Raw genomic sequence first — 26,667 nt, 5'->3', positions numbered from 1 at the left:
GATGCTCCCCGGGGGATTTGGACGGGGAGGTGACGATGGAACTTTTGGCGGATGGCCCGGCGGCGCTGGGCGCAATCATGTTGAGCGTGGCGATCGGCTCGTGGTCGCTCGGCCGGTGGCAGAGCGGGGCGCGGGTGTCCGACGCGCCAGCCCCGGGGGCTCCGGCGGTCGGCGGCGAGGCGGGGGAGGCCCCCATGCCGCGCGCCCCGCTGCGCACGGTGGCCGCCGCCCCGTGTCAGGACGATGCGCGGGCCGAGCGCCGCACGGCGCTGGCGGTCGCCGATTCGCTGGGCGAACTCCACGCCGAGATCAGCGCCTATCGCCGCGCCCAGCAGGTGCTTGCCGGGCCCGATGCGGACCGGCTGGGGCGGCACGCGCAGCTTGCCGATGTCCGCAGCGAGTGCCGCTATCTCGGCCTCATGGGCGAACCGACCTGCGGGCTGGCCGGGCCGGTGCGCGGCGCCTGCACGCTCGGCACGCGGTGCAGCAACGCGGACCCGCTGCCGCCGGGCCCCGCGCGGACCGAGCGCCTGTGTCAGCCCTCCGCTTCGGGCTTGACGAGGGTGTAGGGCACGAAGTCGTCGAAGAACACCGCGCCGCTCAGGATGCCGGAGACGGGCTCGACCTGCACGGTCTGGTCGTCCCGGCACAGCCGCGAGGCATCGCCGCGGATGGTCCGCAGGTAGTCGCGGCTGTCGATCTGCTCCGGATGGCGCGTGCGCTGCACCCAGATCGTATCGCCCCGGCCATAGACATAGGCGGTGCGGTCGATCGTCTGGATCCGGATGTAGCGGAAGGCATTGATGCAGCGCACCGGCTCGCCCGCGACGCGGCCTTCGAGCAGCTTGGCGAGACGCTGTTCGCCCTTGGTCGGGGCCGGGGATTCCTCGTCAGGTGCAGCGGCGGTCACGTCGGCCTCGAGATCACCGCGGGCGATGGCGGCCTGCGCGGGCAGGGCGAGCGAGGCGGCGGTGGCGAGCGCGGCGGCAAGGCAGCCGGTCACCATGCGCGAGCGGGGGGAGATACGAATCATGCGGACATCTCCTTCAAGTCTGTGGCGCCAGCCATTCCATACCCGGCCTTAACGCGGGCTGAGCGGGCCAAACCTAATAGCGGGCGAAGCTGGCCGATAGCCACAGCTTGCCGTCGCGGTCATCGCGATCCAGTGACAGGTCGATATCGAGCGAAACATCGCCGTCCTCATCGACGGGATAGCTGGCCTTGTATTGCGCCAGATCCTTGTTGTTGCGCAGATATTCCTCGAAAGAGGGGCCATATTCCGCCCCCATCTCCTTGATCTTCGCTTCGGTATAGACCACCGGCGCGACCGGTTCGAGCGGGCTTGGCAGGCACGCATTGAGCCGCGCGACCATCCGGGCAAGGTCGTCCCCGGCCGCTTCCTCCGCGCCGGCGGCATAGCGCCAGTTGCATTGGAGATCGAACCCGTCCTGCGGGCTGTCGATGTCGCAATCGGTCGCATCGCGGAGCACGGAAGGCTTGCCGTCGAGCGTCATGTCGAGCAGCCCTTTGGCGTTGACCACCAGCCCCACGCCCTTGAGCCGCGCGTCGTCCGCTGACCGCAGCACCTCGATCAGCTCGCACCCCGCCTTGGCCTCGGCGATCCCCGGCGCGGCGAGCGCCAGCGCTGCCGCCGCGAGGCGCGCGAGGCTACGGGTGGCCAGCGTCGGCCCCGGAGGCGATGTCGCCCAGCCCCGCCTGCGCCGCCCCGTCGGCCGGGCCGCCCTTCAGCACGAAGCGCCGGTCGCAATAGCCGCAATCGACATAGCCGTGCTCGTCGATCTCGAGGAACACGCGCGGATGGCCCAGCGCCGCCGGGCGATAGCCCTTGCCGCCGCGGATGCCGGTCGCGCCGTCGCAGCTGACGCGGCGGGTCTCGACCAGCAGGGTTTCGGGAGGAGGAATGCTCATGATCCCGCCCGATACAGGGGCAGGGACACGAGTTCAATTGCCTTTGCAGGCGGGCTTGCCTAGGCCTGCGCCATGTCCACCGAGCCCGCGATCCGCATCGACAACCTCGTCAAACGCTATGCCCCCGCCAAGGGGGCCAAGGGCACCATGACCGAAGGCAAGTTGGCGCTGGGCGGCGTGAGCTTCGACGTGCCGCAGGGTTCGATCTTCGGGCTGCTCGGCCCCAATGGCGCGGGCAAGTCGACGCTGATCAACATCCTGGCAGGGCTGGTCAACAAGACCTCGGGCAGCGTCGACATCTGGGGCTTCGACATCGACGAACACCGCCGCAACGCCTCGCGTTCGATCGGGATCGTGCCGCAGGAGATCGTCTTCGATCCCTTCTTCACCCCCTTCGAGGTGCTCGAGAACCAGGCCGGTTTCTACGGCATCCCTGCCGCCCTGCGCCGCTCCGAGGCCCTGCTGGAAGCCGTGCGGCTCGCCGACAAGCGCAATGCTTATGCCCGCACGCTGTCGGGCGGCATGAAGCGGCGGCTGCTGGTGGCCAAGGCGATGGTGCACAGCCCGCCCATCCTCGTGCTCGACGAGCCCACGGCGGGCGTCGATGTCGACCTCAGGCGCCAGCTGTGGGAACTGGTCGCCGAGCTCAACCGCGAGGGTGTGACCGTGGTGCTCACCACCCACTACCTCGAAGAGGCCGAGGAGCTGTGCGACCGCATCGCGATCATCAACCACGGGCGGGTGATCGCCGACACCACCACCCGCGAGCTGGTCGGCATGGCGCGCGAGAAGGTGGTGGCGGTGACCGCCGCGGAGGATCTGGCCGCCGCGCCCGCGCACGAGGCCTTCGCCAAGGTCGAATGGGACGGCGCGCGCGATGTCATGGTGACCTATGACAAGGACCGCCTCAATGCCGGGCAGGTGCTCGCCATCCTTCAGGCGCAGGGGCTGGTGATCGCCGATGTCACCACTCGCGAGGCCGATCTGGAGGATGTCTTCGTGCAGCTGACCGCCGCGGCCTGATCGCCGCGAGACGCACGGTCAGCGCGGGGTCGGCTGGCCCTCGCCGGCATCCTCGCTCTTGCGCCTGCGCCAGCGCCGCCGGCCGATGCGCTCGATCCGCGCGTCGCAATGGCGGCAGACCCCGATATAGTTCCGCCCGTTCCACGTGACGTCGCGTCGCAGGGGCTGATGCTGGTTCAACATGCAGGCAAAGGCTTGGAAAACGGACATGGACTGACAAGCCCCGGTGAGAGGTTTGGGCGACCCGACAGTAAGTTGCATCCCGCGTGGCGCGCTCCGATTCTGCGTCGGGCGTCGCTCCGGGCACGGTGTAGCATTATGCTGCAGTGCAACCTAGGGGAAATGCGGAGCTTCCTAACCAGGGTGAGGACGATACTTGGCTCTTGCCGCTGCCCCAATTGCGCGGCAATGGCCTGCAATGGTCACGGAGAACGCCTTGGCGCAGCCGCATGATGTGCTGGTGATCGGATCGGGCGCGGCGGGGCTGACCGCGGCGCTGGCGCTGGCCGAGACAAGGCGGGTGCTGGTGCTGGCCAAGGGCTCGCTCACCGGCGGATCGACCGCCTGGGCGCAGGGCGGGATCGCCGCCGTGCTCGATGCGGGCGATACCTTCGAGGATCACATCCGCGACACGATGGTCGCCGGCGCGGGGCTCAATGATCGCGAGACGGTGGAATTCGTCATCGAACGCGCGCCCGCCTCGATCGACCGGCTGTGCGAATTGGGCGTGCCGTTCAACCGCGACGCCGACGCGCTCCACCTCACCCGCGAGGGCGGCCATTCGCACCGGCGGATCGTCCATGTCGACGATGCGACCGGCTGGGCGGTGCAATCGGCGCTGCTCAAGGCCGCCGAGGCCAATCCCAACATCACGCTGCTGCCGGGCCGCACCTGCATCGACTTCATCACCGACCGTCACCGCGAGCACTTCTCGGCTGCGGGCCGCGTGTGGGGGGTCTATGCGCTCGACGAGGCCACCGGACGGGTCGAGCGCCATGTCGCCCGCGCCACCATCCTTGCCAGCGGAGGGGCGGGGCGCGTCTACCAGTTCTCCACCGCCCCGCGCGGCGCGACGGGCGACGGGATCGCGATGGCGTGGCGCGCGGGCGCGCGCGTCTCCAACATGGAGATGATGCAGTTCCACCCGACCTGCCTCTACCACCTCGACGTCAAGAACTTCCTCATCACCGAGGCGGTGCGCGGCGAGGGCGGACGGCTGATCAACCCGCGCACCGGCAAGCGGTTCATGACCTTTTACGACCCCGAGCGGATGGAGCTTGCGCCGCGCGATGTGGTGGCGAGGGCGATCGACGCCGAGATCAAGCGCTTCGGCCTCGATTACGTCCATCTCGACATCAGCCATGAAGATCCGGACTTCGTGAAGGGCCACTTCCCGACCATCTATGACAAGCTGATGGGCCTCGGCATCGACATGACCAAGGCGCCGATCCCGGTCGTCCCCGCGCAGCACTATACCTGCGGCGGGGTGGTGGTGGACCTCGCCGCGCGCACCGACATCCCCGGCCTGTGGGCGGCGGGCGAATGCACCGAAAGCGGCCTCCACGGCGCGAACCGCTTGGCGTCGAACTCGCTCTTGGAGTGCTTCGTCTTCGGCGAAGCCGCCGCGCAGGACATCCTCGCGCGCTGGGACACTTTGGAAGCGCCCCCGGCGATCCTCCCGTGGGACGAAAGCCGCGTGACCGACTCGGACGAGGAGGTCGTCATCAAGCAGAACTGGACCGAAATCCGCCGCTTCATGTGGAACTACGTCGGCATCGTGCGCACCACCAAACGGCTGGAGCGCGCCGCAAGTCGGATCGAACTGCTGAAGCGCGAGGTCGAGGATTATTACGGCGCCTTCCGGGTGACGACCGACCTCATCGAGCTGCGCAACCTGCTCCAGGCCGCCGAACTGATCGTGCAGTCGGCCCTGCGCCGCAAAGAGAGCCGGGGGCTGCATTACACGCTCGATTATCCCGCGCTGGCGGATGAGGCGAAGGATACGGTGCTGGTGCCTTAGGCACTTCATCGTCATGCTGAACTTGTTTCAGCATCCATCCTGCAAATTCGCGCAGTTGCTGGATGCGGTGCGGCACATCTCCCGCCAAGCTTGACAAGCTTCGCGCCGGCTCGAGACACCGTGCCGGTGGCCCGATGGATGCTGAAACGAGTTCAGCATGACGGGCGTCCCGGCCATTCTCGGACGACCGCGAGAGGGCCGGGAACGTCCATGTTCGGCCCGGGTTCATCTGCCACGCGCGAAGATGCGCAGCTCAATTCAAAGGGGTGGCGCGCCGTGAAGAAGCTTCTCGCATTTTTTTGGCTTGCCGCGCTTTCCTCCCCCCTCGCCGCGCAGGACGCACCTGAGCCGTCAGACAACGCCATCGTCGTCACCGCCCAGCGTTCGGGCGCGCCGATGTGGATTGTGGAGACGCCGACCGGCACCGTCATCCTCGTCGGCGAGATCCGGGCCATTCCGAAAACCACCCCGTGGGAGCCCGCGCGGCTCGAGGAGGCGACCCGGCAGGCCGACCGCGTGATCCTCGGCGCGCGGCCGAAGATTTCGCCCGGCGACATCTTCCGGCTGATGTTCTCCGGCGGCAAGCTCACCAAGCTGCCCGACAAGACCGTGGCGAGCGAATACCTCTCGCCCGATCAGTGGGCGCGGCTCTCGGCGCTCGGCACTGCGCATGACGAGGACTATTCGCGCCAGTCCTTCCTCCTCACCTCCTTCGAGATGCTGAGGAAGGAACTTCGCTTCAACAAGGACACCGCGCGCGACGCTTCGGATGTGGTGAAGGACGCGGCCGAGAAGGCCGATGTCACGATCACCCGCGCCGCCACGCTGCGCGGAGAGGACGTCATCGACAACCTCTTCGAAGCGCCGCCGACTGCCCACATCCCCTGCCTCGTCGCGGCGATGGATGCGGTGGAAGCCGGGCCGCAGATCGTCGAGGAGCGCGCGACCAACTGGCGGCGCTTCAAAATCCCTGCGGTGATGAACAACCCGCTGGAGGCCGCATTGGGCCAGTGCTGGCCCTGGGCGGACGAGACTTTGGGCAGCGAACTCAGGACCATCTGGGTCGATCGCATCGCCGAGGCCAGCGCCGCGAAGGGCACCACGCTTGCGGTCGTGCCGCTAAGGGTGTTGGCGGAAGAGGGCGGGGTGCTTGACCAATTGGACGCGCGCGGCTTCGATATTGCCGGACCCCCGTGGAAATGACCGCGCGGGGCCTCTGAGAGGAACCGACGCGCAATGCCCACCGTCACCACCCCCAACACCGGCATCGAACTCTTCTACGAGGAGCACGGCGATCCGCAGGCGCCGGCGATGCTGCTGGTGATGGGCCTCGGCGCGCAGATGACCTTGTGGCCGGACGAGCTGGTCGCGGCGCTCGCGGCCGAGGGCTTTCGCGTCATCCGCTACGACAACCGCGACATCGGCCTCAGCCAGAAGTTCGAGGGCCACCGCGCGCCCTCGCTCCCCGTTCAGGTCTTGAGGAAGAAGATCGGCTTCCCCGCCAAGGTGCCCTATACCCTCAAGGACATGGCCGATGACGGGATCGGGCTGCTCTCCGCGCTCGGGATCGAGAAGGCCCATGTGGTCGGCGCCTCGATGGGGGGCATGATCGTCCAGCTGATGGCGATCCACCACGCCGAGCGGCTGATGAGCATGACCTCGATTATGTCGACCACCGGCAGCGGCAGGCTCCCCCAGGCCGAGCCCGCCGCGATCGGCGCGCTGACCGCACCGCTCAAGGGCACCGACGAGGAGACGCTGGTCGCCCACGGCCTCAACATCATCCGCAACATCGGCACCCCCGACAGCGCCGAATTCCCGTTCGACGAGGCCCACCAGCGCGAGCGGGTGCTCGCCAATATGCGCCGCTCGGTCTACCCCGCAGGTCTCCCCCGCCAGCTCGCCGCGATCATCGACGACGGCGACCGCACCACGCGCCTCGGCGCGGTGAGGACGCCGACGCTGGTGCTCCACGGCGAGGCCGACCCGCTGGTCAAACTCCCCGGCGGCGAGGCGACCGCCGCAGCGATCCCCGGCGCGCGGCTGGTGACGATCCCCGGCTGGGGTCACGACCTGCCGCTGAAACTGATCCCGCGCCTCGCGGGCGAGATTGTGAGCCACGCACGGGGGGTATAGCCCGCGCCGCGCAGGCCCACCCCGCTGCGACTAGCCAGCAAGCTGGCAAGTCTCGCTCCCCTCCCGCAAGCGGGAGGGGCGGTCCGCGCCATTAGTCCCCCTCCCGCCTGCGGGAGGGGTTAGGGGTGGGCCCGTCGCTACCCCATCGCCTGCCACGGAATGATCGCCGCATCCCCCGGACGGCTCGCGGCGGCCTCGCGCGCCTCGGTGTAGAGCGCGCGGATCAGCGGGAGTTCGGGGTAGATCTCGGTCATGAAGCCGAGCAGCGGCCGCGTGTCGACATAGCAGATGCGGTGCCCCGCGAAGCCGAACTCGCTCACCACCGGGTAGCCTTGGGCGACGAAGTGATCGCGGGTGGCCTCGTAATCGGCGGCGAAGGTCGCGCAGTGGTGGAGCACCGGCTGGCCGTCTGCCCGCAGCATCTCGTGGAAGACGCTGGGGGCGTCCGAGACGACCTCGATCACCTCGACATTGATCTCGCCGGTCTGGACGAAGACGCCGCGGATGCGGATCGGGTCGGCGGGCTCGCCGCGATAGGTGTGGTCGGCGAGCACGCCTTCGGATCCGCCGCAGAACGGGCCCCAGCCATAGGCGCGATTGAGGGCAGCGCAGCCCTCTTCCAGCTTCGGCACGAGGAACGCCATCTGGACGAGGGTGACGGGCAGGATGCTCAAGCGCGCGCGTCCAGCCAAGCCCGAGAAGTGCGCGCGCATTCGCGGGCGCGTTCGGTGAGGTCGGGGTACGCGTCGCGCAGGGCCGCCGAGCGTTCCTCGATCGCCATCGGGAGGTGGTCAGGCAGGGCGCCTACCATCGCGGCGAGCGGGAGGCCGCCCGCGCCGAGGGGCATCCGGCGGTTGATCGCATCGTCGATGATGGCGTCGAAGTCGGCCACGTCCGGACCTTGCGCGGGCGCGTCGCAGGGTTGGCAGTAGCTCAGCCACTCGCGCGGGATGGCGGCCAAGTCCTCCGCCGTCCCGCCCGAGCGCGCCCAGTGGAGCGTATCGACCAGCAGCGCCTTGGCCTCGCCCTCGACGGCTTCGAGCACCGCGCGCGCCATGTGGATCGTCTTGACCTCGGTGAAGATGCCGAATTCGAGATTGACCCTGACCCCGCTGCCCTTGGCCGCGTCCACCAAGGCTTGGAACTTGGCGGTGGTGGCGGCCATGTCGGGGTCGCTGGAGACGCACAGGAGATTGCGCGCGCCCAGCTCGGCGGCGATGTGGACGAGCTCGGTCAGCCACGGATCGGGGGTGCCGGGCATGATCCACGCGACCTCGCAGTCGAGCAGCTGCACCCCCGCGTCCTGTGCCTGCCGCCGGATGGCGCGGGTGGTGGCGGGGGTCCACGTCTCCTTCTCGACCCACATGCCGCCGAAGTCGAAATCGGACGCGGCGGCGCATTCGATCAGCTGGGCGGGGGTGGCCTCGGGCATGATCCCGGCGGCGAGCGAGATTTGGCGGCGGGCGGTCACAAGGTTTGGCCGTCGTCGAGCACGAAGTCGGTGCCCGTCACGAACTCGCTGGCGTCAGAGCACAGGAACAGGATCATCGCGTCCAGCCCCTCCTCGCCCATCAGGCGGCGCTTGGGGAACCTCGCGATCTGCTTCTGGCCGGGTTCGGTGTCGAACCAAGCGTCGTTGATTGCGGTGCGGATGTAGCCGGGGGAGACGGTGTTGACGTTGATGCCCGTGCGCGCCCACTCGCGCGCCAGCGTGCGGCCCGCCTGCACCACCCCCGCCTTGGACGCGGCATAGGCGACAAGCCCGGGGGAGGGTTCAAACGCCGTGATCGAGGCGATCAGCACGATCCGGCCATTGGTGACGCCGTTCGCGATCATCCTACGCGCGCCTTCGCGGGCGGTCAGGATCGCGCCCTTGAGGTTGATGGCGAGGGTCTGCTCGATCTCCTCCTCGGAGATGGTGGTCGCCATCCCCGCGCCGTCGACCCCGGCATTGGCGATCACCGTGTCGACCGCCTTGCCGAAGATCGCGTCGGCCTCGTCGAACCCGGCGATGATGTCGGCCTCGCGGGCGACGTCCATCTGAATGGCGGCGGCGTTGGGGCCGATTTCGGCGGCGAGCGCCTCCAACCGATCCTTGCGCCGCGCACCCAGCGCCACCCGCGCGCCGCTCGCCGCCAGAATGCGCCCGAAGCGCGTGCCGAGGCCCGAGGATGCGCCGGTGACGAGCGCGGTGCGTGCCGAGAGATCGAAGGAGAAGCCTGCCATGCCGGTCACTTAACCGCAGGCAGCTCCCCGTTCACATATTTCATCAGCGTCGTCTGGAAGTGGCGCACGCGGCTGTCCTGATAGTGGCCGAGCTCCATCAGCCCGTCCTTCATCGCCTTCATGCCCTCCTGCACATAGGGCAGGTTGGCCATGTCCTGATCGAAGACGTTGGCGAGCTGCGGGCCCATGATGTCGTTGGCCCATGCGAAGGGCTCGTCGTCTGGAATGTAGACCATCGGCACCGCGCGCGGCCGCTGCTCGCCCTTCTTGGTGGGGAACAGCAGGCGGATTTCCATGATGCACCAGTCGGGCGTGTCGCCCGGCAGCCAGCGGTAGACGAGGGTCGGCAGGAAGCCGATCCACGGCGCGAAATTGGGGAAGATGTTGTAGGTGAAGTTGTCGAGGATCTCGGTGTCGGCGGCGTCCGAATAGTCGTAGCCATATTGCTCGGCGAACCCCTTGCGCCCCGCCTCAGCGAGCAGCTTGCGCGCGCCCAGCGGATCGTCGGCGTCGTAGCCCTCGTCCGGGCCCTCGCTGGCCGAGAAGCGGCGGTTGGTGCGCGCGTCCTGCCCGCCGGAGAACTCGTTCATCTTCTCCAGAACGTAGTCCGAATTTTTGCCCTTCACGTGCGGGGAAAGCACCCCCGAGGGGGTGATCGCGCGATTGAAGTGGTCGCCGATCAGGTCGTAGCGCGTGTTGGCATCGCCGAGGAAGGCGAGCAGCTGCGGGTGGGTGGTGATCGAGTGCCAGGCCTCCATGAAGGCCTCGGCGGTGGCCTTCCAGTTGGCGGGGATCTTCTTCTGAACCCACATGCCGGTGTAGCGGTTCTCGAAATCATACCGCTCGTAATGCGAGGCGGCCGGGCCGAGCCACGTCTTGAAATCGGGCAGGGCGTGGTTGTCGGTGAGCATGACGAAGCCCTGCCACAACTCGACGCGCGCCTGCGGCAGGTCCATGTCCTTGCCTTCGAGGTGCTTGAAGTCCCAAGAGCAGGGGATTTCCTTCAAGGAGCCGTCGTTCCTCCACGTGAAGCCGTGGAACGGGCAGCGCAGTTGCACCGACGACCCACTCTCGGTGCGCAGCTTGCGGCCGCGGTGGAGGCAGGCGTTGTAGAAGGCCTTCACGCTGCCGTCCTTCTGGCGGATCAGCAGGAAGCTCTTGCCGGCGATGTCGAAGACGACGGTGTCGCCGGGCTCGGGCATCTCGTCCTCGCGCGCGGCGAAGAGCCAGACGTTGGGCCACATCTTTTCCCGTTCCAGACGGGCGAACTCCTCCGAGATATAGGGCGCCACCGGCAGGGGATCGTCCGGCATCTCGATATGCGATTCCTCGAAGAGGTAATCGGGCGCGCGGCGGGTGTCGCCGTTGAGCATGTCGGTGTAGCTGATCCCCGGGCAACGGTCGCCGCGGGCAATGTCCTTGATCTCGTTCATTGGGCTGTTTCCGGTCCTCTCGGGGGCGCACCCCCGCCTCTCGTCCTCGCACTTTGTGCAGTGTCTCCGGGGCAGAATATCACACAGCTTGGGCGCAAGGACACCCTATCGGATTGGAGAGGAAGATGGGCCTTTCGTGGAAGATCGCCGCCTTGGGCGACATCATGCAGCTGGCCTATGTGCCCGAGGATTTCGACGCGGCGGTGGCTTATTGGACGGGCACGATGGGGGTGGGGCCCTTCTTCCTGATCGAGGGCATCCACCTCGAGGGGATGAAATATCGCGGCGCGCCGACCGAGGCTGTTTTCGACCTGGCGCTCGCCTATTGGGGCGACCTGCAAATCGAACTGATCCGCCCGCGCGACGATCATCCTTCCATCTACCGCGGCGAATATGGCGCTACCGGCAATGGCCTCCACCACGTGTGCATTCTGGTCGACGACCTCGCCCACGCCCGCGCGGTGTGCGAGGCGGAAGGCGCCGAGGTGGTGATCGAGGGGAATTTCGGCACCAGCCAGGTGATCTATGTCGATGCCGGCGGCGGGCCGGGGACGCTGGTGGAGATATTGCAGCAGGCCAAGGACGGGCCGGATTTGTTCGGGATGATCAAGGCGGCGGGCGTGGGCTGGGACGGGAGCGAGCCGCTGAGGAAGCTGGGTTAGGATCACCCCTCCCGCATGCGGGAGGGGACGGGGGTGGGGCGAGGCCAAAGGCCTCGCACGTGGCCGCTGGCGCAGGCCCACCCCGCTGCGACTAGGCGGCAAGCCGCCAAGTCTCGCTCCCCTCCCGCAAGCGGGAGGGGGATTTACGCGCTGATCCGGCCCAAAGGGCCGCGAGCGCACGGCGCGAGCCGCAGGTGCTCAAGCCCGAAGGGCTTGAAACAGCACCGAGGACGACCCCGCGGAGGCGGGGTCGCAAACCAAGACTCTCGCGGAGGCGCGTTCCCTAATCAGAAGCCCCCAGATACCCCAGCTGCCCCGCCTTGAAGATCGTCTGCGCGCGGTTCACCGAGTCGAGCTTCTCGCCCGCGCGGTGGATGTGGTAGCGGATCGTGGCGTGCGACCGGTTGAGGATCATGCTGATCTCCTTGTCGGTCTTGCCGATCGCCGCCCAGCGCAGGCACTCGACCTCGCGCTTCGACAGAACGCAGTCGGACGGGATGCGCCGCTTGGTGCGGTTGGCCTGGACGTACCCGGCGACGAAGCACCGCGTCACCATCGCGAACAGCGCGCCATATTCGGCGAACTCGGCGGCGAGGTCTTCCTTCTCGCGGTCCATCGAGATGAAGCTCGAGGCGGAAATCTGGCCGAAGGGCAGGTGCACCGGGATCACGATCGCCGCCTTGCACAGCGCGCGCTTCTCGAAATCGGCGAGGTCGATCTCGGCGAGGTAGTGGTTGCGCCAGCGGGTGTTGAAGCCGTGCTGGTTGACCCAGAAGGGCTCGCTTTCGTAGCGGCACGCGCGCGGCAGCGGCGAGTGCAGCGCGAGGCGGTGGTCCTCCCACCAGCGCGCGCCGTCATCCAGCCAGCGGAAGATGTCGGCGTTGAGGATCGTGCCGTCGGCATCGACCATCGGTTCCTTGGAGGAAATGTCGTCGCACACCGCGATCTGCATCCCCCGCTCCTGCGCGATTCGCGCGAGGTTTACCGCGGCATCGTGGATGTCCTCGGGGCAGGTGATGGTGACGGACTCGAGCAATTGCTCAAGCGATTCGCGGCCTTGCGGCGTCCGCAGCTCGACAACATTATGGGCCATTGTCAGCCTCGCTCCTCTCCATTGTTCTCCCGCCGATCCCTTCTAACGCAAGATTCGGCGATGTCCTCATCATTTACGTAGGGGAACGCCGGGCTGCGCGGGGCTAGCGAAAGAGACAGGGAGAGACGGTTCCGATGGCATTTGCGGGCGCGAATTTCGGTGTGGTTTTGAAGGCGCTGGCAGGCGCGATTCCGGCGGAGCGGCCCGCGCTGGTGCATGGGAGCCGGGTGGTGACGTGGGGCGAGCTCGACGCGCTGACCGACCGGATCGCCGCCGGATTGCGCGCTTGCGGCCTCGCGCCCGGAGACATCGCCGGGCAGATGCTGCGGAACACGCCCGACTACATGCTCGCCTATTTCGGTTGCGTGAAGGCAGGGGTGGTGCCGGTCAATGTGAACTACCATTACAAGGCCCGCGAGCTCGCCGACATCTTTACGCGCTTCGGGCAGAAGGCGCTGTTCACCGAGAGCGATTTTGCCGAGGTGGCGCGCGAGGCCATGCCCGAGGGCACGCTGACGGTCGATGTCGGGGGCGACGAGTGGGCGGCGCTGGGCGACACCGCGCTCCCCGCGGACTTCGCGATCCACGAGGACCCCGAGGCCCTGTTCCTCACCGCCACGGGCGGCACCACGGGCATGCCCAAGGCGGTGATGTGGCCGATGGATCAGGCGTGGCAGGCATTCAATATCGGCCTGTGGCAGCGCCCGCCGGGGACGCCGCCGCAGATCGCCGGCTCGCTGGAGGAACAGGTCGCCGAGGCCGCCCGCATCGGCCCCGAGCATCCTGCCAGCACCTCGCCGCTGCTGCTCCTGTCGCCGCTGATGCACGGCGCGGGGCAGTTCACCGCGGTGATCCACCTCTTGAAGGGCGGCACGTTGGCGCTGCTGCCCGCGCCCAAGTTCGACGCCGATCTGGCGCTCGACGAGGTCGCGCGGATCGGGGCGAGGGGCATCTTCATCGTCGGCGACGCCTTCGCCCTGCCGCTCGCCGACCGGCTGGATGCGCGGGGCGACGGGGCGCAAGTGCTGGCGTCGTTGCGGAGCATCACCTCCTCGGGCGCGGTGTTCTCGCCTGCGCTGAAGGAAAGGCTAATCGCGCACCACCCCACGCTGATGATCGTCGACGCGCTGGGCTCGTCCGAAAGCTCGGGAACCGGCATCGTCATCACCACCGCGGCGGGCAGCAGCGGCGGGGGCAAGTTCCAACCGCTGCCCGGGCGCGAGACAAAGCTGTTCGACGAGCAGTTCAACGAAATCTCCCCCGGCACCGAGGGCGTCGGCATCGTCGCGCGCACCGGCCCGCTGCCGCTCGGCTATCTCGGCGAGGACGCGAAGAACGCCCAGACCTTCCCCGTGATCGGCGGCAAGCGCTGGCTGATGACCGGAGACCGCGCGCGCTGGTCGCCCGACGGCACCCTCGAATTCATCGGCCGCGACAACATGTGCATCAACACCGGCGGCGAGAAGGTGTTTCCCGAGGAGGTCGAGGCGGTGCTGCTCGGCCACCCGACGGTCAAGGACGTGCGCGTGGTGAGCCTCCCCGATCCGAGGTTCGGCCGCAAGATCGTCGCCGTGGTGCAGCCGGAGGGCGCGGTGGATGAAGCCGCCCTCGATACCCACGCCCGCGCAGGGCTGGCAGGCTACAAGATCCCGCGACTCTATGTGTTCACGGATCAGTCGCTCCGCCTCAACAACGGCAAGCCCGACTACAAGACCGCGCAGGGGCTTGCGGATTCGGCCGGTCAGACAAATCCGTGAACGCGTTCATGGAGATAATTCCCGTCGAACCCTGCAATCTGCGCGAGCTTTTCCGGTTCGAGGATTTGCAGCGAGCCGTGGCTGAGTTCCATGACCTTGGCGGCCTTGAGGCTGCGAAGAACCCGATTCACGTGCACAGGGGTCAGGCCTAGCGCATCGGCGAGCACCAGCTGCGTAAGCGGCATCCGGCATTCGTGATCGGACGCCAGCCCGATGTTTCGCATCCGGATGTAGAGCTCGCACATCAGGTGCGCCACGCGTTCGACGCTTTTGCGCCGGCCCATGCTGACGATCCAGGAGCGCGAGATGCTCTGGTCGACCAGCTGCGACCACCAGAAGGCCTGCGTCAGCATCGGGCGTGCCTGGATCAGCGCCTCCATCTCGGCCCGCGGCAGCGACGCGACGGTGGCCTTGGTCAATGTCATGATACTGTGGTCGATGGCCTGAAGGATGGCGATGTGGATGTCGCAAAAATCGCCCGGCAGCATGAACGAGATGATCTGCCGCCCGCCATCGGGCAGGATCTTGTAACCGCACGCCCAGCCTTCGAGGATCACGAATACGGGATCGGGCTCATCCCCTTCGCGGATCAGGTGAGCGCCGGCCGGTAATTCACGCAAGTTTCTGCAGGCTCCAGCAAGTAAAGCCTTTTCGGTATCGTCCAAGTGGCCGTAACCACTGAGGTGCCTGACAAATGCGTTCGACATGGTTTCTCGCCGCAGGACCTATACGTGAAAAGTGAGCGCATATTGATCCAAATCACGTGGGGCATGAAAATCGCTGCCATCATTACCGACGTACCACATCTGGATTTCCCGATGTGGGTACCGGCTTCGGACCGAACGGTCTGAATTTTGAGTGGTATTTTATCATGAGTAACATGATTGGTGGCGACGGCGATTTCCGGGCGGAACCGGAGCCGGACGCACACGGGCAAGCCGCTCTCCTGCTCGCCGAGAGCATTCTGCACGGACTGGTCGAAGCCAAGGCCCTGACTCGCGCCGCCGCCTTGTCGGTGATCGCGACGGCCTGTGAAGTGAAGTTCGAAGTGGCGCAGCGCGCCGGAGAGTCGAATCGCCGGATGACAGAATCACTGGACTTGCTGCACGTGATCTCCAAGAGTTTCGACGCATATCCAGAACAATGATTATCTTGTTGTTATACGTCAAACTAACAATAAACAGGAGAATAATTTTACATACTCAGTATAACTTCAATCAACAGAGCTGTGTAAATTCCATGTAATAAGCGCCCCTTCAAATGAAGGGGTATTCTAAATGAGCAATCCATTTGTGCAGCGTTTGGAAACCCTGTCGCGGTTGCAGGACGCCGATGTTCAGACATTGGAGGAACTCTGCAAGAGTCCGCGCGATATAGGGGCCAAGCAATATGTCTTCCGCGAAAGCAGCGGCAGCGCGTGGTTTCCTGTCATCATCAGCGGCTGGGCGGCCCGGCACCAGATATTGCGCAACGGCGGCCGGCAGATCACGCGGCTGATGTTGCCGGGCGATGCCTACTACTTCGATGCTCCGCCCGATTCCGCTTTGCGCGAAGAAGTCGTCACCTTGAGTGCCTGCAGATTTGTCCTGATTGCGCATGCCGGTATCGAAAGCGCAATCAAGGCGTCGTCACCGATAGGCGAGGCCATGCGCAACTATGGCCGCATGGAGAATTCGATTCTTTCCTCGATGGTCGTGAGCATCGGTCGGCGCGATGCGTTCGAGCGGATGGCCTATCTCATCTGCGAGCTGCACTTCCGCCTCGGAGCGATCGAGGGGGCGATTCAGGATGACGCATTCGACTTCCCGTTGACCCAGGATGATTTTGCCGATGTGCTCGGGCTGACGCCCGTTCACGTCAACCGCAAGCTCCAGCAATTGCGGCAGAGCGGGATCATCAGCCTTCGATCGAAGCGGATGCAGATCCACGATTTGGCGCAGCTGCGCCGGATCGCGGGGTTTGGCAGCGCCTATCTGACCCAGGGGCGCGTGCTCGCGGATCGATCTCCGGCGCCTGCCTGAGCCAGTGCTGGGGCGCGTGCGGCGGCGGGCAAGGATTGATGCGGCGAGGGGCCACCTCAAGCGCACGGCCCGTCCGCTAGCTTGCCGAGCCCGCGCACCATCCGGCCCGCTCCGCGCAACATTCCAACCCCCGCCCGTGCAAAAGATTCACGGCTGGATTCGAATGATTCAATCACCATATTTTTCTTCACAGATTCAGTTTGGGGCTTGCAGAGCCCGCGACTCAAGCTTGGTCCATGCGTCGCGGGTTTGACGCAGGCCTGAAACACCTCCGTCATGGTAACTAGGTGCTTAATCTGCCGTTGACGGGAGTCCCGGGGTGATTCATCATCTAGTGGTTCGGCGCAAATCGGACCCCCAACCCATGGTGACTTCCCCGCCGCTCCCCAGCGGAGTGATAGGGAGAGGAGTCGCCGCGGCGGGCGGGGTTTCCGGGGTGCTCGGAACGGGATCGACCGACCTGCCAGCACGCCCGAACGGGGGCAAACTGTTGGCAAGTCTGTGGACCCGCCGGTATAGAACAGAATCGGAACATGGCCTCTTGTGTCATTGTCCCGATTCGGGGGACAAGTGGGGCTGACAATGGATTTCAAGGCGAGCGAAAACGTGCCGGACGATGTGACGACTGAAATGGAAACCGGCGCGAGCGTGGGGGATGAGAAGGCTGTGACGATGAAAACCACCGATACCGGCTCCGACGCGCTGATCGCCGCCAAGGCGAGCGAGGCGCTGGGGAATGCCATGGTCGAAGCGGCCAAGAGCGCCGCCAAGGGTGACAGCAAGAAGGTCAACGACCGGCGCTTCAATATCGTCACCGATCCCTCGCGCGATGCGCGCCTCACCGATTTCGGCAAGGACACCCTGACCGACCGCTACCTGCTGCCCGGCGAGGTTTATCAGGACCTCTTCGCCCGCGTCGCCGATGCCTATGCCGACGACGAGGCCCACGCCCAGAGACTTTATGACTACATTTCAAACCTTTGGTTCATGCCTGCAACGCCAGTTCTATCAAATGGTGGAACGAACCGAGGACTTCCAATTTCATGCTATCTAAATTCAGTTGAAGACAGCCTCGAAGGGATCGTCGGCACCTGGAACGAGAACGTGTGGCTCGCGTCGAAGGGCGGCGGGATCGGCACCTATTGGGGCAATGTCCGCGGCATCGGCGAGCCGGTCGGCCTCAACGGCAAGACCAGCGGGATCATCCCCTTCGTGCGGGTGATGGACAGCCTCACGCTGGCGATCTCGCAGGGCTCGCTGCGGCGCGGGTCGGCGGCGTGCTATCTCGACATCTCGCACCCGGAAATCGAGGAGTTCCTCGAAATCCGCAAGCCCAGCGGCGACTTCAACCGCAAGGCGCTGAACCTCCACCACGGCGTGCTCGTCACCGACGAGTTCATGAACGCGGTGCGCGAAGGTGCCGAGTTCACCCTGCGCTCGCCCCGTGACGGCTCCGAGCGCGGCAAGGTCGATGCGCGTTCGCTGTTCCAGAAGCTGGTCGAGACCCGGCTGGCGACGGGCGAGCCCTACATCGTCTTCAACGACACCGTGAACCGCATGATGCCCAAGCATCACCGCGATCTGGGCCTCAAGGTTTCGACCTCGAACCTGTGCTCGGAAATCACTCTGCCGACCGGCATCGACCACTTGGGCAATGACCGCACTGCGGTGTGCTGCCTGTCCTCGCTCAACCTCGAGACCTGGGAAGAGTGGAAGGGCGACAAGCAGTTCATCGAGGACGTGATGCGCTTCCTCGACAACGTCCTGCAGGACTATATCGACCGCGCGCCCGACGAAATGGCCCGCGCCAAGTACTCCGCCTCGCGCGAACGCTCGGTGGGCCTCGGGGTGATGGGCTTCCACTCCTACCTGCAGCAGAAGGGCGTCGCCTTCGAAAGCGCGATGGCCAAGGCGCTGAACCTGCAGATGTTCAAGCACATCCACGCCAAGGCCTCCGAAGCCTCGATGCTGCTGGCGCAGGAGCGCGGGCCGTGCCCCGACGCCGCCGACATGGGCGCGATGGAGCGCTTCAGCTGCAAGATGGCGATCGCGCCGACCGCGTCGATCTCGATCATCTGCGGCGGGACCAGCGCCTGCATCGAGCCGATCCCGGCCAACATCTACACCCACAAGACCCTGTCGGGCAGCTTCATCGTCAAGAACCCGTATCTGGAAAAGCTGCTCGACAAGAAGTCGAAGAACTCGACCAATGTCTGGAACTCGATCCTCGAGCGCGGCGGGTCGGTCCAGCACCTCGACTTCCTCAGCCCTGAGGAAAAGGCGGTCTACAAGACCAGCTTCGAGATCGACCAGCGCTGGCTGCTCGAATTCGCCGCCGACCGCACGCCCTATATCGACCAGGCCCAGTCGCTGAACCTGTTCATCCCGGCCGACGTCGACAAGTGGGACCTGATGATGCTGCACTACCAGGCGTGGGAGAAGGGCATCAAGTCCCTGTATTACCTGCGCTCCAAGAGCGTGCAACGCGCCGGGTTCGCCGGCGGGGTCGAGGCCGACAACACCTCGGAAGCCCCCAAGATCGAACTCTCCGCCAGCGGGGAGCAGACCGATTACGAGGAATGCCTGAGCTGCCAGTAATCCCGGCAGGGCGCGCGCGGGGCCAGTCCCCCGCGCGCGCCGGCCACGCTCTCAGGGGGGAGAGAAGCCCATGAACATACCCGTCGCCGCCGCGCTGCTCGGCCTTGCCGTCAGCATCTGGTTCGGCATCAACGCGGTGCGCGAGTTGAAGCGCGACACGCCCGGCCACTCGTTCAACGCCGCGATGATCCACATCGCGATGGTCGGGATGTTCGTGCCCTTCTGCCTGATCATCCTCGTCGTTTACTGGAACCGTTGAATCCGCGCGGCCCCGCCGTCCGTATCTGCTATATTGAACACACCTAGGAGTATCCGCCCATGTCGCTGCTCGAAGCCCGCAACACCTACAAGCCCTTCCAGTACCCCTGGGCCTACGACTTCTGGAAGCGCCAGCAGCAGATCCACTGGATGCCCGAGGAAGTGCCGCTGGGCGAAGACTGCCGCGACTGGGCGCAGAAGATCTCGGAGAGCGAGCGCAACCTCCTCACCCAGATCTTCCGCTTCTTCACTCAGGCCGATGTCGAGGTGCAGAACTGCTACCACGACAACTACGGCCGCGTGTTCAAGCCCACCGAGGTCAAGATGATGCTCGCCGCCTTCTCCAACATGGAGACGGTGCACATCGCCGCCTATTCGCACCTGCTCGACACCATCGGCATGCCCGAGGCCGAATACTCCGCCTTCCTCGAATACGAGGAAATGAAGGACAAGCACGACTTCCTCGGCCAGTTCGGCGTCGACACCGACGAGGACATCGCCCGCACGCTCGCAGCCTTCGGCGGCTTCACCGAGGGGCTCCAGCTGTTCGCGAGCTTCGCGATGCTGATGAACTTCCCGCGCCACAACAAGATGAAGGGCATGGGCCAGATCGTCAGCTGGTCGGTCCGCGACGAGAGCCTCCACTGCGAGGGCATCATCAAGCTCTTCCACACCTTCTGCGAGGAACGCCAGTGCCTCACCAAGGCGGTGAAGGAGGACCTCATCGACATCTGCCAGAAGACCGTCCGCCTCGAGGACGCCTTCATCGACCTCGCCTTCGAAATGGGCCCGGTCGACGGCATGAGCGCCAAGGAGATCAAGCGCTACATCCGCTACATCGCCGACTGGCGCCTGAAGCAGCTGGGCCTCCAGGAGATCTACATGATCGAGGAACACCCCCTGCCGTGGCTGACGCCGCTGCTGAACGGCGTCGAACACGCCAACTTCTTCGAAACCCGCGCGACCGAATACTCGAAGGGCGCGACGCGCGGCGACTGGAACACCGTGTGGTCGAGCTTCGACAAGCGGCAGAAGGCCAAGGCGGCGAACGAGCCGGGCGCTGAGGGCGAGGCCGAGGCTGGGCTGTTTGGGGCTGAGGCTGCGGAGTGAGTTGTGAACGAGCGACCTCCGCTTGATCCGCGAATAGTCGCGAACGAAATCATAGATATCGCTCGCGACTTCGAATTTGAAGTAACCCACTTATCGTTACAGAAGATCGTATACTTTCTACATGAAGCATATCTCTTGGAGACAGGGCAGCCACTCTGCATGGGCTTCTTTGAAGCTTGGAAGCATGGCCCAGTTCATCCGCAGCTTTGGTCGTCATTCAAAGCTTCGGGTCGTGGGCCGATCCGCCATCATGCGTATGGCTTAGATATCAAGACGGGTGCTGCGAAGAATTTGCCAAAGATATCTTCAGCGGAACTGCGGCGATACATAACGGCGGCGGCTCTTAAATGGTTGCCAATTCCGGCCCCCAGTTTGGTGGGCTTGTCGCACGCTAGAAATTCTCCTTGGGATCACCTCACGAAACGAAGTGGGGGACAAAGAGAGTACGGAGAGAGAATAACAAACGAACTTATTGTATCATGTCGGACGGGTACTGGGAGGGTTCTGCCGATTCGAGACACTAGCTTGGACGAGGATGATTTGTATGAGCAACCGCCTTCCCGAAACCGAACTGGCTAACTGGGCGTTCCTTCCGACGGCTGACAAGCGCCGAGCACTTGAAGCTTTTGCCCGGCCAAAAGCTATTCCCGGAACATATGAACCTTTCCGCCAGGTTTTTCCCGACACGGTAAACCAACAGCTCCCGCTTTTCTGTGACGGCTTAACTCGCTCAAGTTGGGATGCAGTTGAGACCCGCCTCGTGAAGGCCTGCAACGGACGAGAAGATCTTCTCCGGATGAACCGGCAAATCCTTGCCGCGACGCACAAGTATGCAGAAGAGCTTGGCGTCGCCGCAAGCGCATTGGATGTGAGGCCCTTGAGGATCGATGGGGTCGACTACTCATTTGGTTTGAACCTCCTCATTCGCTATCGGGGGCACGCAACTATTGTGTTTCTTGATATGCGTAAGTCCAATGGGCTAACGCCTGCCGGCCGTAACTTCGTGTTCTCCGCACTGCACCATCGTTTCCGTGAGGCCTATGTCGATCTCATTGAGGTGCAGGCGCAGATTTGGCGATATCGTTCGAACAAGGACCGGACGCTCGTGCCGATCTTCGAAGAAGGCGAAATTCTCCGCTGGGATGACATGGTCGACGCTGTGCATGAGACCCATCGAATTTGGGATGAAGTGAGGCGTGGCGCTCCCCCTGCGCGGAAGGTCGTTGGCTTGGGGCCGCTCTTCGACTGAAGCTTCGGATACTTGAGCACTCCCGCCTGCGGGAGTGGTTAGGGGTGGGCAAGTCCGGACCTGTCGGCGTAGGCCCACCCCGCTGCGACTAACTTCGCCTTCCCGGGCTTGACCCGGGACCCCGCTACTTTCCTCGCTGTGCCCCAAGGCAGCGGGGCCCCGGATCAAGTCCGGGGAGACGGGAAAGGGGGACGCTGGCCTCGCCCCTCGTTGCACGCTATTGTTTTTGCGCAACAAAGGGGACGGCATCATGAAGAATTGGAAGATTGCCACTGCGCTCGTCGCGGGGTTTGCCGCAGGGAGCCTCGTCAACGCGCCCGTTGCGCTCGCCGCTTATGGCTTCTGCAACGCGCCCCACGCTCCGAGTGCCTATCTCTCGAAGCCGAACAAGCCCTTCTGCTTTTCGCTTCGGAACTGCTCAGAATGGGAAATAAGCAGCTACAAGCGCAACGTCGATAGCTACTACGAGGACCTGCGTCGCTATGCCACGCAGGTCGACGACTATTATTCGCGTGCAACAAAGTATGTCGAATGCATGAGCTACCTCGACTGACTTTGGCATCTTCGGTTGACCCGGGACCCCGCTTCTCCCCTCGCCGCGCCTGAAGGCAGCGGGGCCCCGGATCAAGTCCGGGGAGACGGGAGGGGGTAGGATCGTCCCCGCAAAACTCTCGCCAAATCAAACGCTTTCCTACACGCCCCGCGCGGCGTAGCATCCCCTCGTCATGCCCGCTGCAACCCCCTCGCCAACCCGCCAGCCGCGCACCCTTGCGCCTGCCGCGGGCACCCGCGCGGGGCGCGGGTTTTCCGGCTCTGGACAGTGTCTCCCGTGTCTCCAACAGCCGCGAAGCTGAACGCAAACGCCCGCTCAGGCGGCGCACCAGGCCTTGCGGCGGTCGCCCCAGCGGGCGGCGAGGCCCTCGCGGACGAGGACTGCGCCGAGGCTCTGGCCGCCGCGGGTGACGATCCTGAGCTCGCGGCCATACCGGTCGCGGGTGCGGCCGTCGGAAGGCACGGCGAGGCCGAAGCGGCCCGCGTTGAGCAGCTCGCGCATCCGCTCGGTCGCGGCGAGGCCGAGCGCGCGCTCCTCGGGGCAGCGGGGCTGGCTGACCTCGGGGGTGTCGATGTCGGCGATGCGGATCTTGGTGCCGCGCAGCCAGAAGGTGTCGCCGTCGACCACGCAGGTGACGCGCACCGGGCCCTTGCAGACGGGGAAGAGCGCCCGATGCTGTTCGGCTTGCTCCTCGCGGACGCCCTGCGCCTCGCCCGCCTGCGGCCACAAGGCGAGGGCGGCCGCCGCGGCGAGCGGCACGAGCGCAAACGCCGCCACGCGGCGCGCCAGAGGCTTCGACAGTGTCATGCAAGTATCCCGGCACTGAGAATAGCCGGAAATGGAGGCGGTTCCAGCGATTTTGACACCGGTCAAACGCGTAAGGGTTGCCCCGCGCTAGGGAGGGGTGTCCAACGAGGGAGAAACCGATGTCCGCCCATACGCCGCACGAACTTGCCGATGCCTTTCCGCGCGATGCCGAGGCGCTGCGCCGCCTCAAGGCGAGCGACGCGCACTTCGCCCGCCTCGCGGCGCGGCACCACACTGTGAACCGGGAGATCCACCGCATCGAATGCGGCGCCGAGGCGGCGGGCGACGAGCGGCTCGAGGCGCTCAAGAAGGAGCGGCTGGGCCTGCTCGACCAGATCGCGGCGATCCTGGAGGAGGTGCCGGCAGAATGAAGTGATTATGCAGGCGGGGCATGAGGCGATGTCCCGCCTGCAACCCGCTTGGCGCCCCTCAGCCCTCGGCGTCGCCGCGCGGGTTGTTGCGGCGGTCGGTGCCCGAGCGGCGGTCACCCTTGCGGCGGTCGGGGCCCTCGAAGGGGAGCTGCGCCTTGCGGCGGTCCCCCTGACGGCGGCCTCCGCCCGAGGGATCGTGATCGGGGCCTTGGTCGGTATCGTCGCTCATGCTCACTCTCCCCCGTCGCCGTCCCGCCTGGGCGCGGAGCGGCGTTGCTGTGACTGGTTTGCGACTTATCGTTAATGTAGCATCAACTTCAGGAAATTCCCAGACAAGTCAACCACGCCCCCACCAACCGCTTGGCCCCGCGCCCGCAAGGCGCTAGGGCGCGGCCCGGAATGCGCGAGACGCGCGCTGGGAACGATGCCGGTGACTGACAAGCCAAACCATCCGCAGGCCGAAACGCCCGACCTGTTCAAGGCCGAAGTGCTGATCGAGGCGCTGCCCTACTTCCAGCGCTATGCGGGCCGAACCTTCGTGGTGAAGTATGGCGGCCACGCGATGGGCGACCCCGAGGCCGCGCGCGACTTTGCCGAGGACATCGTGCTGCTGAAGGCGGTCGGCATCAACCCCGTGGTGGTTCACGGTGGCGGCCCGCAGATCGGGCAGATGCTGAAGCGGCTCGGGGTGGAGAGCACCTTCGTCGACGGGTTGCGCGTCACCGACGAGGCGACCGCCAAGGTTGCCGAGATGGTGCTCTCGGGCGCGATCAACAAGGAACTGGTCGGCTGGATCGCGGCGGCAGGCGGCAAGGCGATCGGCATCTCGGGCAAGGACGGCGGGCTGGTCACCGCGACCAAAGTCAGCCGCACCACCCGCGATCCTGACAGCAATATCGAGCAGGTGGTCGACCTGGGCTTCGTCGGAGAACCCGCTGCGGTCGATACCACGGTGATCGATACGATGGTCGCCGCGGGCATGATCCCGGTCATCGCCCCGATCGGCCCGGGCGAGGACGGGCACACCTACAACATCAACGCCGACACCATGGCGGGCGCGATCGCGGCGGCGCTGGGCGCAGCGCGGCTGTTCCTGCTGACCGACGTGCCGGGTGTGCTGGGCGCGGATGGCGAGCTGCTCACCGACCTCACCCCCGCCGACATCGCGCAGCTTCGCGAGGACGGCGTGATCCGCGGCGGGATGGTGCCCAAGCTCGAGACCTGCGTCGCCGCGGTGCAATCGGGCTGCGAGGCGGCGGTGGTGCTCGATGGCCGGGTGGGCCACGCGATGCTGCTCGAATTCTTCACCGCCCGCGGCGCGGGCACGCTGGTGCGCGCCTGATCCGGAAGGAACCGGGACTGGCGCGAGGCGTATTAACAAGCTAATACGCCTTCCAAGGGACTTGAACGGGTGCTGCGGCTCGCCAGATGCGGCGCGGCACCCTCGCAACGGAAACGACAAGCAATGACGCAAGCTCTCGTGGATATTCTCGGCATGGTGATCAGCACCGCCAACATGCTGCTGATCATCTGGTTCGTGATCGGGCTGCTCTTCGCCTTCAACGTGGTGAGCCCGAGCAACCAGTTCGCCTTCGCGGTGCACGACGCCCTGTCGCGCCTGTTCGAGCCGGTGCTGCGCCCGATCCGGCGCATCATGCCCGATACCGGCGCGATCGACTTCTCGCCGATGGTGTTCATGATCCTGCTCGCCGCGGTCTCGCGGATGCTGCAATACGCGGCCTACTGATGGCGCAAGCGGTGCGGATCGACGGCAAGGCCTTTGCCGATGGCCTGCGCGCCCGGATCGGCGTGGCGGCGGCGGCGTTTCTTCAGCAGACCGCGCGCCGTCCGGGTCTGGCGGTGGTGCTGGTGGGCGACGATGCCGCGAGCCAGGTCTATGTCGGCGCCAAGGCCAAGGCCTGCGAGGAAGCGGGGATCGCCAGCTTCGAGCACCGCCTGCCCGCCACCACCTCCTCGGCCGAATTGCTCACGCTGGTCGAGCGGCTGAACCGCGATCCCGAGGTCGACGGCATCCTCGTCCAGCTGCCCCTGCCGCAGGGGCTCGACGAGCAGGCGGTGATCGCCGCGATCGACCCCGACAAGGACGTCGACGGGTTCCACGTGATCAACGCCGGGCGGCTCGCGGTGGGGCAGACGGGCTTCGTCCCCTGCACGCCGCTGGGGTGCCTGATGCTGCTCAAGGATCACTTGGGCGACCTCTCGGGGCAGGAGGCGGTGGTGATCGGGCGCTCGAACATCGTCGGCAAGCCGATGGCGCAGCTGCTGACCGATGCCAACGCGACGGTCACCATCGCACACAGCCGCACGAAGAACTTGCCCGAAGTGGTGCGCCGCGCCGATATCGTGGTCGCCGCTGTGGGGCGGCCCGAGATGGTGCGCGGGGACTGGATCAAGCCGGGCGCGACGGTGATCGACGTCGGCATCAACCGCCTGCCGCCCACCGACGACAAGCCCAAGGGTCGGCTGGTGGGCGATGTGGCCTTTGGCGAAGCGGCGGAGGTCGCGGGTGCGATCACGCCGGTGCCGGGCGGGGTCGGGCCGATGACGATTGCGGTGCTGCTCAGGAACACGCTGGTCGCCGCGCACGCCCACGCGGGGCTGCCCGCGCCGGAGGGGCTGTGACCCGCGCCCGCCTGCTGCTCGCCGCCGCCCTGTGCGCCAGCCTTGCCGCCTGTGCCGGCGGCGGCGCGCCCAAGCCGACCAAGCGGCAGCTGGCGATCATCGACCGTGCGCTGACCGGCGCTCCCGGGGCCGCGCAGCCGAGCACCATCGTCGCCGCCGAGATCGCCTTTGCGCGCGACGCGCAGGAGCTGGGCCAGTGGACCGCCTTCGCCAAATATGCCGCGCCCGGCGCGATGCTCCACGGCAGCAAGGGGCCCTTCCCGATCGCCCCGTGGCTCGCGACCCAGAGCAATCCCCCGCAGGCCGTCCAGTGGAAGGCCCGCACCGTCGTCATTAGCTGCGACGGCGAGGTCGCGGTCAGCCAGGGGCGCCTGCGCGAGCCTGACGGCACGGTCGGCAATTTCGTCACCGTGTGGGAGCGGCAGCCCGACGGCGAATACCGCTATGTCTTCGATGTCGGGGGGCCGGATGTGCCGCAGCCCCCGCCGCCGAAGCCCCCTGTGGACGTGCAGCCGGGCGACATCGTCGTGACCGAGATCGACGCGATCCAGGGCCTTGTCGCCACCTGCCCGCGCCCCGGCGCGCCGGTCCCGCCGCCGCCCGCCATCTCGCTCGGCGAGGACGGCAAGACCGAGGCGCATCTCTCGCGCGACACCACGCTGCGCTGGCGCTGGGAGCACCGTGCGGACGGCACGCGCTATATCCTCGCCGAATATTTCTATCAGGGCCGCTGGCTGACGGGCATCGAACAAAGCCTTGTGCCGACCGGCGATTGATG

32 protein-coding genes are annotated in these 26,667 nt (G+C 66.0%); 20 read left to right on the top strand and 12 right to left on the bottom strand.

All coding sequences use genetic code 11. From position 1 onward, the window contains the following. Positions 1–35: 35 nt before the first annotated feature. Positions 36–569 carry a hypothetical protein gene (locus PFX90_RS09275; protein ID WP_285712149.1) on the top strand — a complete coding sequence of 178 codons (534 nt, stop codon included), beginning with the start codon at positions 36–38 and terminating at the stop codon, positions 567–569. Here the strand turns inward: PFX90_RS09275 and PFX90_RS09270 are convergent. The 3 genes from PFX90_RS09270 to PFX90_RS09260 form a co-directional block, all read right to left on the bottom strand. Next, positions 536–1,033 carry a hypothetical protein gene (locus PFX90_RS09270; RefSeq protein ID WP_285712148.1) on the bottom strand — a complete coding sequence of 166 codons (498 nt, stop codon included), beginning with the start codon at positions 1,031–1,033 and terminating at the stop codon, positions 536–538. The genes PFX90_RS09275 and PFX90_RS09270 overlap by 34 nt on opposite strands. A gap of 73 nt (positions 1,034–1,106) precedes the next feature. After that, a complete protein-coding gene (locus PFX90_RS09265) occupies positions 1,107–1,586 on the bottom strand; it encodes a hypothetical protein (protein ID WP_285712147.1) in 480 nt (159 codons plus the stop codon). Positions 1,587–1,668: 82 nt separating this feature from the next. Beyond that, positions 1,669–1,929 (bottom strand): zinc-finger domain-containing protein, encoded by a 261-nt coding sequence (locus PFX90_RS09260; protein ID WP_285712146.1) that lies wholly within the window; start codon positions 1,927–1,929, stop codon positions 1,669–1,671. A 72-nt stretch (positions 1,930–2,001) separates the two neighbouring features. On the opposite strand from PFX90_RS09260, the gene PFX90_RS09255 reads away from it, so the two are divergent. Beyond that, positions 2,002–2,952: an ABC transporter ATP-binding protein gene (locus tag PFX90_RS09255; RefSeq protein ID WP_285712145.1), complete on the top strand. Its 951-nt coding sequence runs from the start codon at positions 2,002–2,004 to the stop codon at positions 2,950–2,952. A gap of 18 nt (positions 2,953–2,970) precedes the next feature. Here the strand turns inward: PFX90_RS09255 and PFX90_RS09250 are convergent, their stop codons facing one another. Beyond that, on the bottom strand, positions 2,971–3,162 hold the full coding sequence (locus PFX90_RS09250) for a hypothetical protein (protein ID WP_285712144.1): 192 nt from the start codon (positions 3,160–3,162) through the stop codon (positions 2,971–2,973). Between the two features lie 208 nt (positions 3,163–3,370). On the opposite strand from PFX90_RS09250, the gene nadB reads away from it, so the two are divergent. The 3 genes from nadB (at position 3,371) to PFX90_RS09235 (ending at position 7,108) form a co-directional block, all read left to right on the top strand. Continuing rightward, positions 3,371–4,972 (top strand): L-aspartate oxidase, encoded by a 1,602-nt coding sequence (nadB, locus tag PFX90_RS09245; protein WP_285712143.1) that lies wholly within the window; start codon positions 3,371–3,373, stop codon positions 4,970–4,972. Positions 4,973–5,248: 276 nt separating this feature from the next. Then, positions 5,249–6,175: a TraB/GumN family protein gene (locus PFX90_RS09240; protein ID WP_285712142.1), complete on the top strand. Its 927-nt coding sequence runs from the start codon at positions 5,249–5,251 to the stop codon at positions 6,173–6,175. Positions 6,176–6,208: 33 nt separating this feature from the next. Then, positions 6,209–7,108 carry an alpha/beta fold hydrolase gene (locus PFX90_RS09235; protein ID WP_285712141.1) on the top strand — a complete coding sequence of 300 codons (900 nt, stop codon included), beginning with the start codon at positions 6,209–6,211 and terminating at the stop codon, positions 7,106–7,108. A 137-nt stretch (positions 7,109–7,245) separates the two neighbouring features. On the opposite strand, the gene PFX90_RS09230 is transcribed toward PFX90_RS09235, so the two are convergent. From PFX90_RS09230 to PFX90_RS09215, 4 genes are read right to left on the bottom strand one after another with little or no spacing between them, the layout of a single operon-like run. Beyond that, the gene (locus PFX90_RS09230) at positions 7,246–7,782 is read right to left on the bottom strand and encodes a VOC family protein (protein ID WP_285712140.1); all 537 of its coding nucleotides are present in this window, start codon (positions 7,780–7,782) and stop codon (positions 7,246–7,248) included. Next, complete coding sequence (locus PFX90_RS09225) at positions 7,779–8,579, bottom strand: sugar phosphate isomerase/epimerase family protein (protein ID WP_285712139.1); 801 nt, start codon at positions 8,577–8,579, stop codon at positions 7,779–7,781. The genes PFX90_RS09230 and PFX90_RS09225 overlap by 4 nt, the downstream gene beginning before the upstream one ends. Next, complete coding sequence (locus PFX90_RS09220; protein WP_285712138.1) at positions 8,576–9,334, bottom strand: SDR family NAD(P)-dependent oxidoreductase; 759 nt, start codon at positions 9,332–9,334, stop codon at positions 8,576–8,578. The genes PFX90_RS09225 and PFX90_RS09220 overlap by 4 nt, the downstream gene beginning before the upstream one ends. A gap of 5 nt (positions 9,335–9,339) precedes the next feature. Then, positions 9,340–10,767: an aromatic ring-hydroxylating oxygenase subunit alpha gene (locus PFX90_RS09215; RefSeq protein WP_285712137.1), complete on the bottom strand. Its 1,428-nt coding sequence runs from the start codon at positions 10,765–10,767 to the stop codon at positions 9,340–9,342. Between the two features lie 125 nt (positions 10,768–10,892). On the opposite strand from PFX90_RS09215, the gene PFX90_RS09210 reads away from it, so the two are divergent. Continuing rightward, positions 10,893–11,429 (top strand): VOC family protein, encoded by a 537-nt coding sequence (locus tag PFX90_RS09210; RefSeq protein WP_285712136.1) that lies wholly within the window; start codon positions 10,893–10,895, stop codon positions 11,427–11,429. Positions 11,430–11,712: 283 nt separating this feature from the next. Here PFX90_RS09210 and PFX90_RS09205 read toward each other — a convergent pair whose 3' ends face one another. Continuing rightward, the gene (locus PFX90_RS09205) at positions 11,713–12,522 is read right to left on the bottom strand and encodes a helix-turn-helix transcriptional regulator (RefSeq protein WP_285712135.1); all 810 of its coding nucleotides are present in this window, start codon (positions 12,520–12,522) and stop codon (positions 11,713–11,715) included. Positions 12,523–12,656: 134 nt separating this feature from the next. Here PFX90_RS09205 and PFX90_RS09200 point away from each other — a divergent pair, with 134 nt between their 5' ends. Next, positions 12,657–14,279 (top strand): AMP-binding protein, encoded by a 1,623-nt coding sequence (locus PFX90_RS09200; RefSeq protein ID WP_285712134.1) that lies wholly within the window; start codon positions 12,657–12,659, stop codon positions 14,277–14,279. On the opposite strand, the gene PFX90_RS09195 is transcribed toward PFX90_RS09200, so the two are convergent. Next, complete coding sequence (locus PFX90_RS09195; protein WP_285712133.1) at positions 14,264–14,944, bottom strand: Crp/Fnr family transcriptional regulator; 681 nt, start codon at positions 14,942–14,944, stop codon at positions 14,264–14,266. The two genes, PFX90_RS09200 and PFX90_RS09195, sit on opposite strands and share 16 nt — an antisense overlap. Before the next feature lie 155 nt (positions 14,945–15,099). On the opposite strand from PFX90_RS09195, the gene PFX90_RS09190 reads away from it, so the two are divergent. The 8 genes from PFX90_RS09190 (at position 15,100) to PFX90_RS09160 (ending at position 22,068) form a co-directional block, all read left to right on the top strand. Further along, complete coding sequence (locus tag PFX90_RS09190; protein ID WP_285712132.1) at positions 15,100–15,426, top strand: hypothetical protein; 327 nt, start codon at positions 15,100–15,102, stop codon at positions 15,424–15,426. 130 nt (positions 15,427–15,556) lie between these two features. Then, positions 15,557–16,300, top strand: coding sequence for a Crp/Fnr family transcriptional regulator (locus PFX90_RS09185; protein WP_285712131.1), 744 nt, complete (start codon positions 15,557–15,559; stop codon positions 16,298–16,300). A gap of 582 nt (positions 16,301–16,882) precedes the next feature. Next, a complete protein-coding gene (locus tag PFX90_RS09180) occupies positions 16,883–18,898 on the top strand; it encodes a ribonucleoside-diphosphate reductase subunit alpha (protein WP_285712130.1) in 2,016 nt (671 codons plus the stop codon). Positions 18,899–18,968: 70 nt separating this feature from the next. Continuing rightward, the gene (locus PFX90_RS09175; protein ID WP_285712129.1) at positions 18,969–19,157 is read left to right on the top strand and encodes a hypothetical protein; all 189 of its coding nucleotides are present in this window, start codon (positions 18,969–18,971) and stop codon (positions 19,155–19,157) included. Between the two features lie 59 nt (positions 19,158–19,216). After that, positions 19,217–20,266, top strand: coding sequence for a ribonucleotide-diphosphate reductase subunit beta (locus tag PFX90_RS09170; RefSeq protein WP_066530371.1), 1,050 nt, complete (start codon positions 19,217–19,219; stop codon positions 20,264–20,266). A gap of 3 nt (positions 20,267–20,269) precedes the next feature. Next, a complete protein-coding gene (gene socA, locus PFX90_RS17135; protein WP_419180095.1) occupies positions 20,270–20,845 on the top strand; it encodes a type VI toxin-antitoxin system SocA family antitoxin in 576 nt (191 codons plus the stop codon). After that, complete coding sequence (gene socB / locus PFX90_RS09165) at positions 20,811–21,515, top strand: type VI toxin-antitoxin system SocB family DNA replication inhibitor toxin (protein WP_285712128.1); 705 nt, start codon at positions 20,811–20,813, stop codon at positions 21,513–21,515. The genes socA and socB overlap by 35 nt, the downstream gene beginning before the upstream one ends. A gap of 250 nt (positions 21,516–21,765) precedes the next feature. Then, a complete protein-coding gene (locus PFX90_RS09160; protein ID WP_285712127.1) occupies positions 21,766–22,068 on the top strand; it encodes a hypothetical protein in 303 nt (100 codons plus the stop codon). 315 nt (positions 22,069–22,383) lie between these two features. Here PFX90_RS09160 and PFX90_RS09155 read toward each other — a convergent pair whose 3' ends face one another. Continuing rightward, positions 22,384–22,875: a thermonuclease family protein gene (locus PFX90_RS09155; protein WP_285712126.1), complete on the bottom strand. Its 492-nt coding sequence runs from the start codon at positions 22,873–22,875 to the stop codon at positions 22,384–22,386. 119 nt (positions 22,876–22,994) lie between these two features. On the opposite strand from PFX90_RS09155, the gene PFX90_RS09150 reads away from it, so the two are divergent. Next, positions 22,995–23,246 (top strand): HP1242/YdcH family protein, encoded by a 252-nt coding sequence (locus tag PFX90_RS09150; RefSeq protein WP_285712125.1) that lies wholly within the window; start codon positions 22,995–22,997, stop codon positions 23,244–23,246. A gap of 58 nt (positions 23,247–23,304) precedes the next feature. On the opposite strand, the gene PFX90_RS09145 is transcribed toward PFX90_RS09150, so the two are convergent. Beyond that, on the bottom strand, positions 23,305–23,475 hold the full coding sequence (locus PFX90_RS09145; RefSeq protein WP_285712124.1) for a hypothetical protein: 171 nt from the start codon (positions 23,473–23,475) through the stop codon (positions 23,305–23,307). A 195-nt stretch (positions 23,476–23,670) separates the two neighbouring features. On the opposite strand from PFX90_RS09145, the gene argB reads away from it, so the two are divergent. The 4 genes from argB (at position 23,671) to PFX90_RS09125 (ending at position 26,665) form a co-directional block, all read left to right on the top strand. Continuing rightward, positions 23,671–24,588, top strand: a complete 918-nt coding sequence (gene argB, locus PFX90_RS09140) for an acetylglutamate kinase (protein WP_285712123.1) — start codon at positions 23,671–23,673, stop codon at positions 24,586–24,588. A 123-nt stretch (positions 24,589–24,711) separates the two neighbouring features. Then, entirely contained in the window at positions 24,712–24,993 is a 282-nt protein-coding gene (locus PFX90_RS09135) for a YggT family protein (RefSeq protein ID WP_285712122.1), read from the top strand. Beyond that, positions 24,993–25,889: a bifunctional methylenetetrahydrofolate dehydrogenase/methenyltetrahydrofolate cyclohydrolase FolD gene (gene folD / locus PFX90_RS09130; protein WP_285712121.1), complete on the top strand. Its 897-nt coding sequence runs from the start codon at positions 24,993–24,995 to the stop codon at positions 25,887–25,889. Before PFX90_RS09135 ends, folD begins: the two co-directional genes overlap by 1 nt. Then, entirely contained in the window at positions 25,886–26,665 is a 780-nt protein-coding gene (locus PFX90_RS09125; protein WP_285712120.1) for a Cif family virulence factor, read from the top strand. Before folD ends, PFX90_RS09125 begins: the two co-directional genes overlap by 4 nt. Positions 26,666–26,667 lie beyond the last annotated feature (2 nt).

The sequence above is a fragment of the Erythrobacter oryzae genome (assembly GCF_030271515.1).
Lineage (GTDB): Bacteria > Pseudomonadota > Alphaproteobacteria > Sphingomonadales > Sphingomonadaceae > Erythrobacter > Erythrobacter oryzae.
This window is presented reverse-complemented; position numbering and strand designations above follow the sequence as displayed.

Bases quoted from the DNA above. Each gene is read 5' to 3' on its own strand.
- PFX90_RS09275 (WP_285712149.1), top strand. From the start codon at position 36: ATGGAACTTTTGGCGGATGGCCCGGCGGCGCTGGGCGCAATCATGTTG.
- PFX90_RS09270 (WP_285712148.1), bottom strand. From the start codon at position 1,033: ATGATTCGTATCTCCCCCCGCTCGCGCATGGTGACCGGCTGCCTTGCC.
- PFX90_RS09260 (WP_285712146.1), bottom strand. From the start codon at position 1,929: ATGAGCATTCCTCCTCCCGAAACCCTGCTGGTCGAGACCCGCCGCGTC.
- PFX90_RS09255 (WP_285712145.1), top strand. From the start codon at position 2,002: ATGTCCACCGAGCCCGCGATCCGCATCGACAACCTCGTCAAACGCTAT.
- PFX90_RS09250 (WP_285712144.1), bottom strand. From the start codon at position 3,162: ATGTCCGTTTTCCAAGCCTTTGCCTGCATGTTGAACCAGCATCAGCCC.
- nadB (WP_285712143.1), top strand. From the start codon at position 3,371: ATGGTCACGGAGAACGCCTTGGCGCAGCCGCATGATGTGCTGGTGATC.
- PFX90_RS09235 (WP_285712141.1), top strand. From the start codon at position 6,209: ATGCCCACCGTCACCACCCCCAACACCGGCATCGAACTCTTCTACGAG.
- PFX90_RS09220 (WP_285712138.1), bottom strand. From the start codon at position 9,334: ATGGCAGGCTTCTCCTTCGATCTCTCGGCACGCACCGCGCTCGTCACC.
- PFX90_RS09215 (WP_285712137.1), bottom strand. From the start codon at position 10,767: ATGAACGAGATCAAGGACATTGCCCGCGGCGACCGTTGCCCGGGGATC.
- PFX90_RS09210 (WP_285712136.1), top strand. From the start codon at position 10,893: ATGGGCCTTTCGTGGAAGATCGCCGCCTTGGGCGACATCATGCAGCTG.
- PFX90_RS09205 (WP_285712135.1), bottom strand. From the start codon at position 12,522: ATGGCCCATAATGTTGTCGAGCTGCGGACGCCGCAAGGCCGCGAATCG.
- PFX90_RS09200 (WP_285712134.1), top strand. From the start codon at position 12,657: ATGGCATTTGCGGGCGCGAATTTCGGTGTGGTTTTGAAGGCGCTGGCA.
- PFX90_RS09185 (WP_285712131.1), top strand. From the start codon at position 15,557: ATGAGCAATCCATTTGTGCAGCGTTTGGAAACCCTGTCGCGGTTGCAG.
- PFX90_RS09180 (WP_285712130.1), top strand. From the start codon at position 16,883: ATGGATTTCAAGGCGAGCGAAAACGTGCCGGACGATGTGACGACTGAA.
- PFX90_RS09175 (WP_285712129.1), top strand. From the start codon at position 18,969: ATGAACATACCCGTCGCCGCCGCGCTGCTCGGCCTTGCCGTCAGCATC.
- PFX90_RS09170 (WP_066530371.1), top strand. From the start codon at position 19,217: ATGTCGCTGCTCGAAGCCCGCAACACCTACAAGCCCTTCCAGTACCCC.
- socB (WP_285712128.1), top strand. From the start codon at position 20,811: ATGAGCAACCGCCTTCCCGAAACCGAACTGGCTAACTGGGCGTTCCTT.
- PFX90_RS09160 (WP_285712127.1), top strand. From the start codon at position 21,766: ATGAAGAATTGGAAGATTGCCACTGCGCTCGTCGCGGGGTTTGCCGCA.
- PFX90_RS09155 (WP_285712126.1), bottom strand. From the start codon at position 22,875: ATGACACTGTCGAAGCCTCTGGCGCGCCGCGTGGCGGCGTTTGCGCTC.
- PFX90_RS09150 (WP_285712125.1), top strand. From the start codon at position 22,995: ATGTCCGCCCATACGCCGCACGAACTTGCCGATGCCTTTCCGCGCGAT.
- PFX90_RS09145 (WP_285712124.1), bottom strand. From the start codon at position 23,475: ATGAGCGACGATACCGACCAAGGCCCCGATCACGATCCCTCGGGCGGA.
- argB (WP_285712123.1), top strand. From the start codon at position 23,671: ATGCCGGTGACTGACAAGCCAAACCATCCGCAGGCCGAAACGCCCGAC.
- PFX90_RS09135 (WP_285712122.1), top strand. From the start codon at position 24,712: ATGACGCAAGCTCTCGTGGATATTCTCGGCATGGTGATCAGCACCGCC.
- folD (WP_285712121.1), top strand. From the start codon at position 24,993: ATGGCGCAAGCGGTGCGGATCGACGGCAAGGCCTTTGCCGATGGCCTG.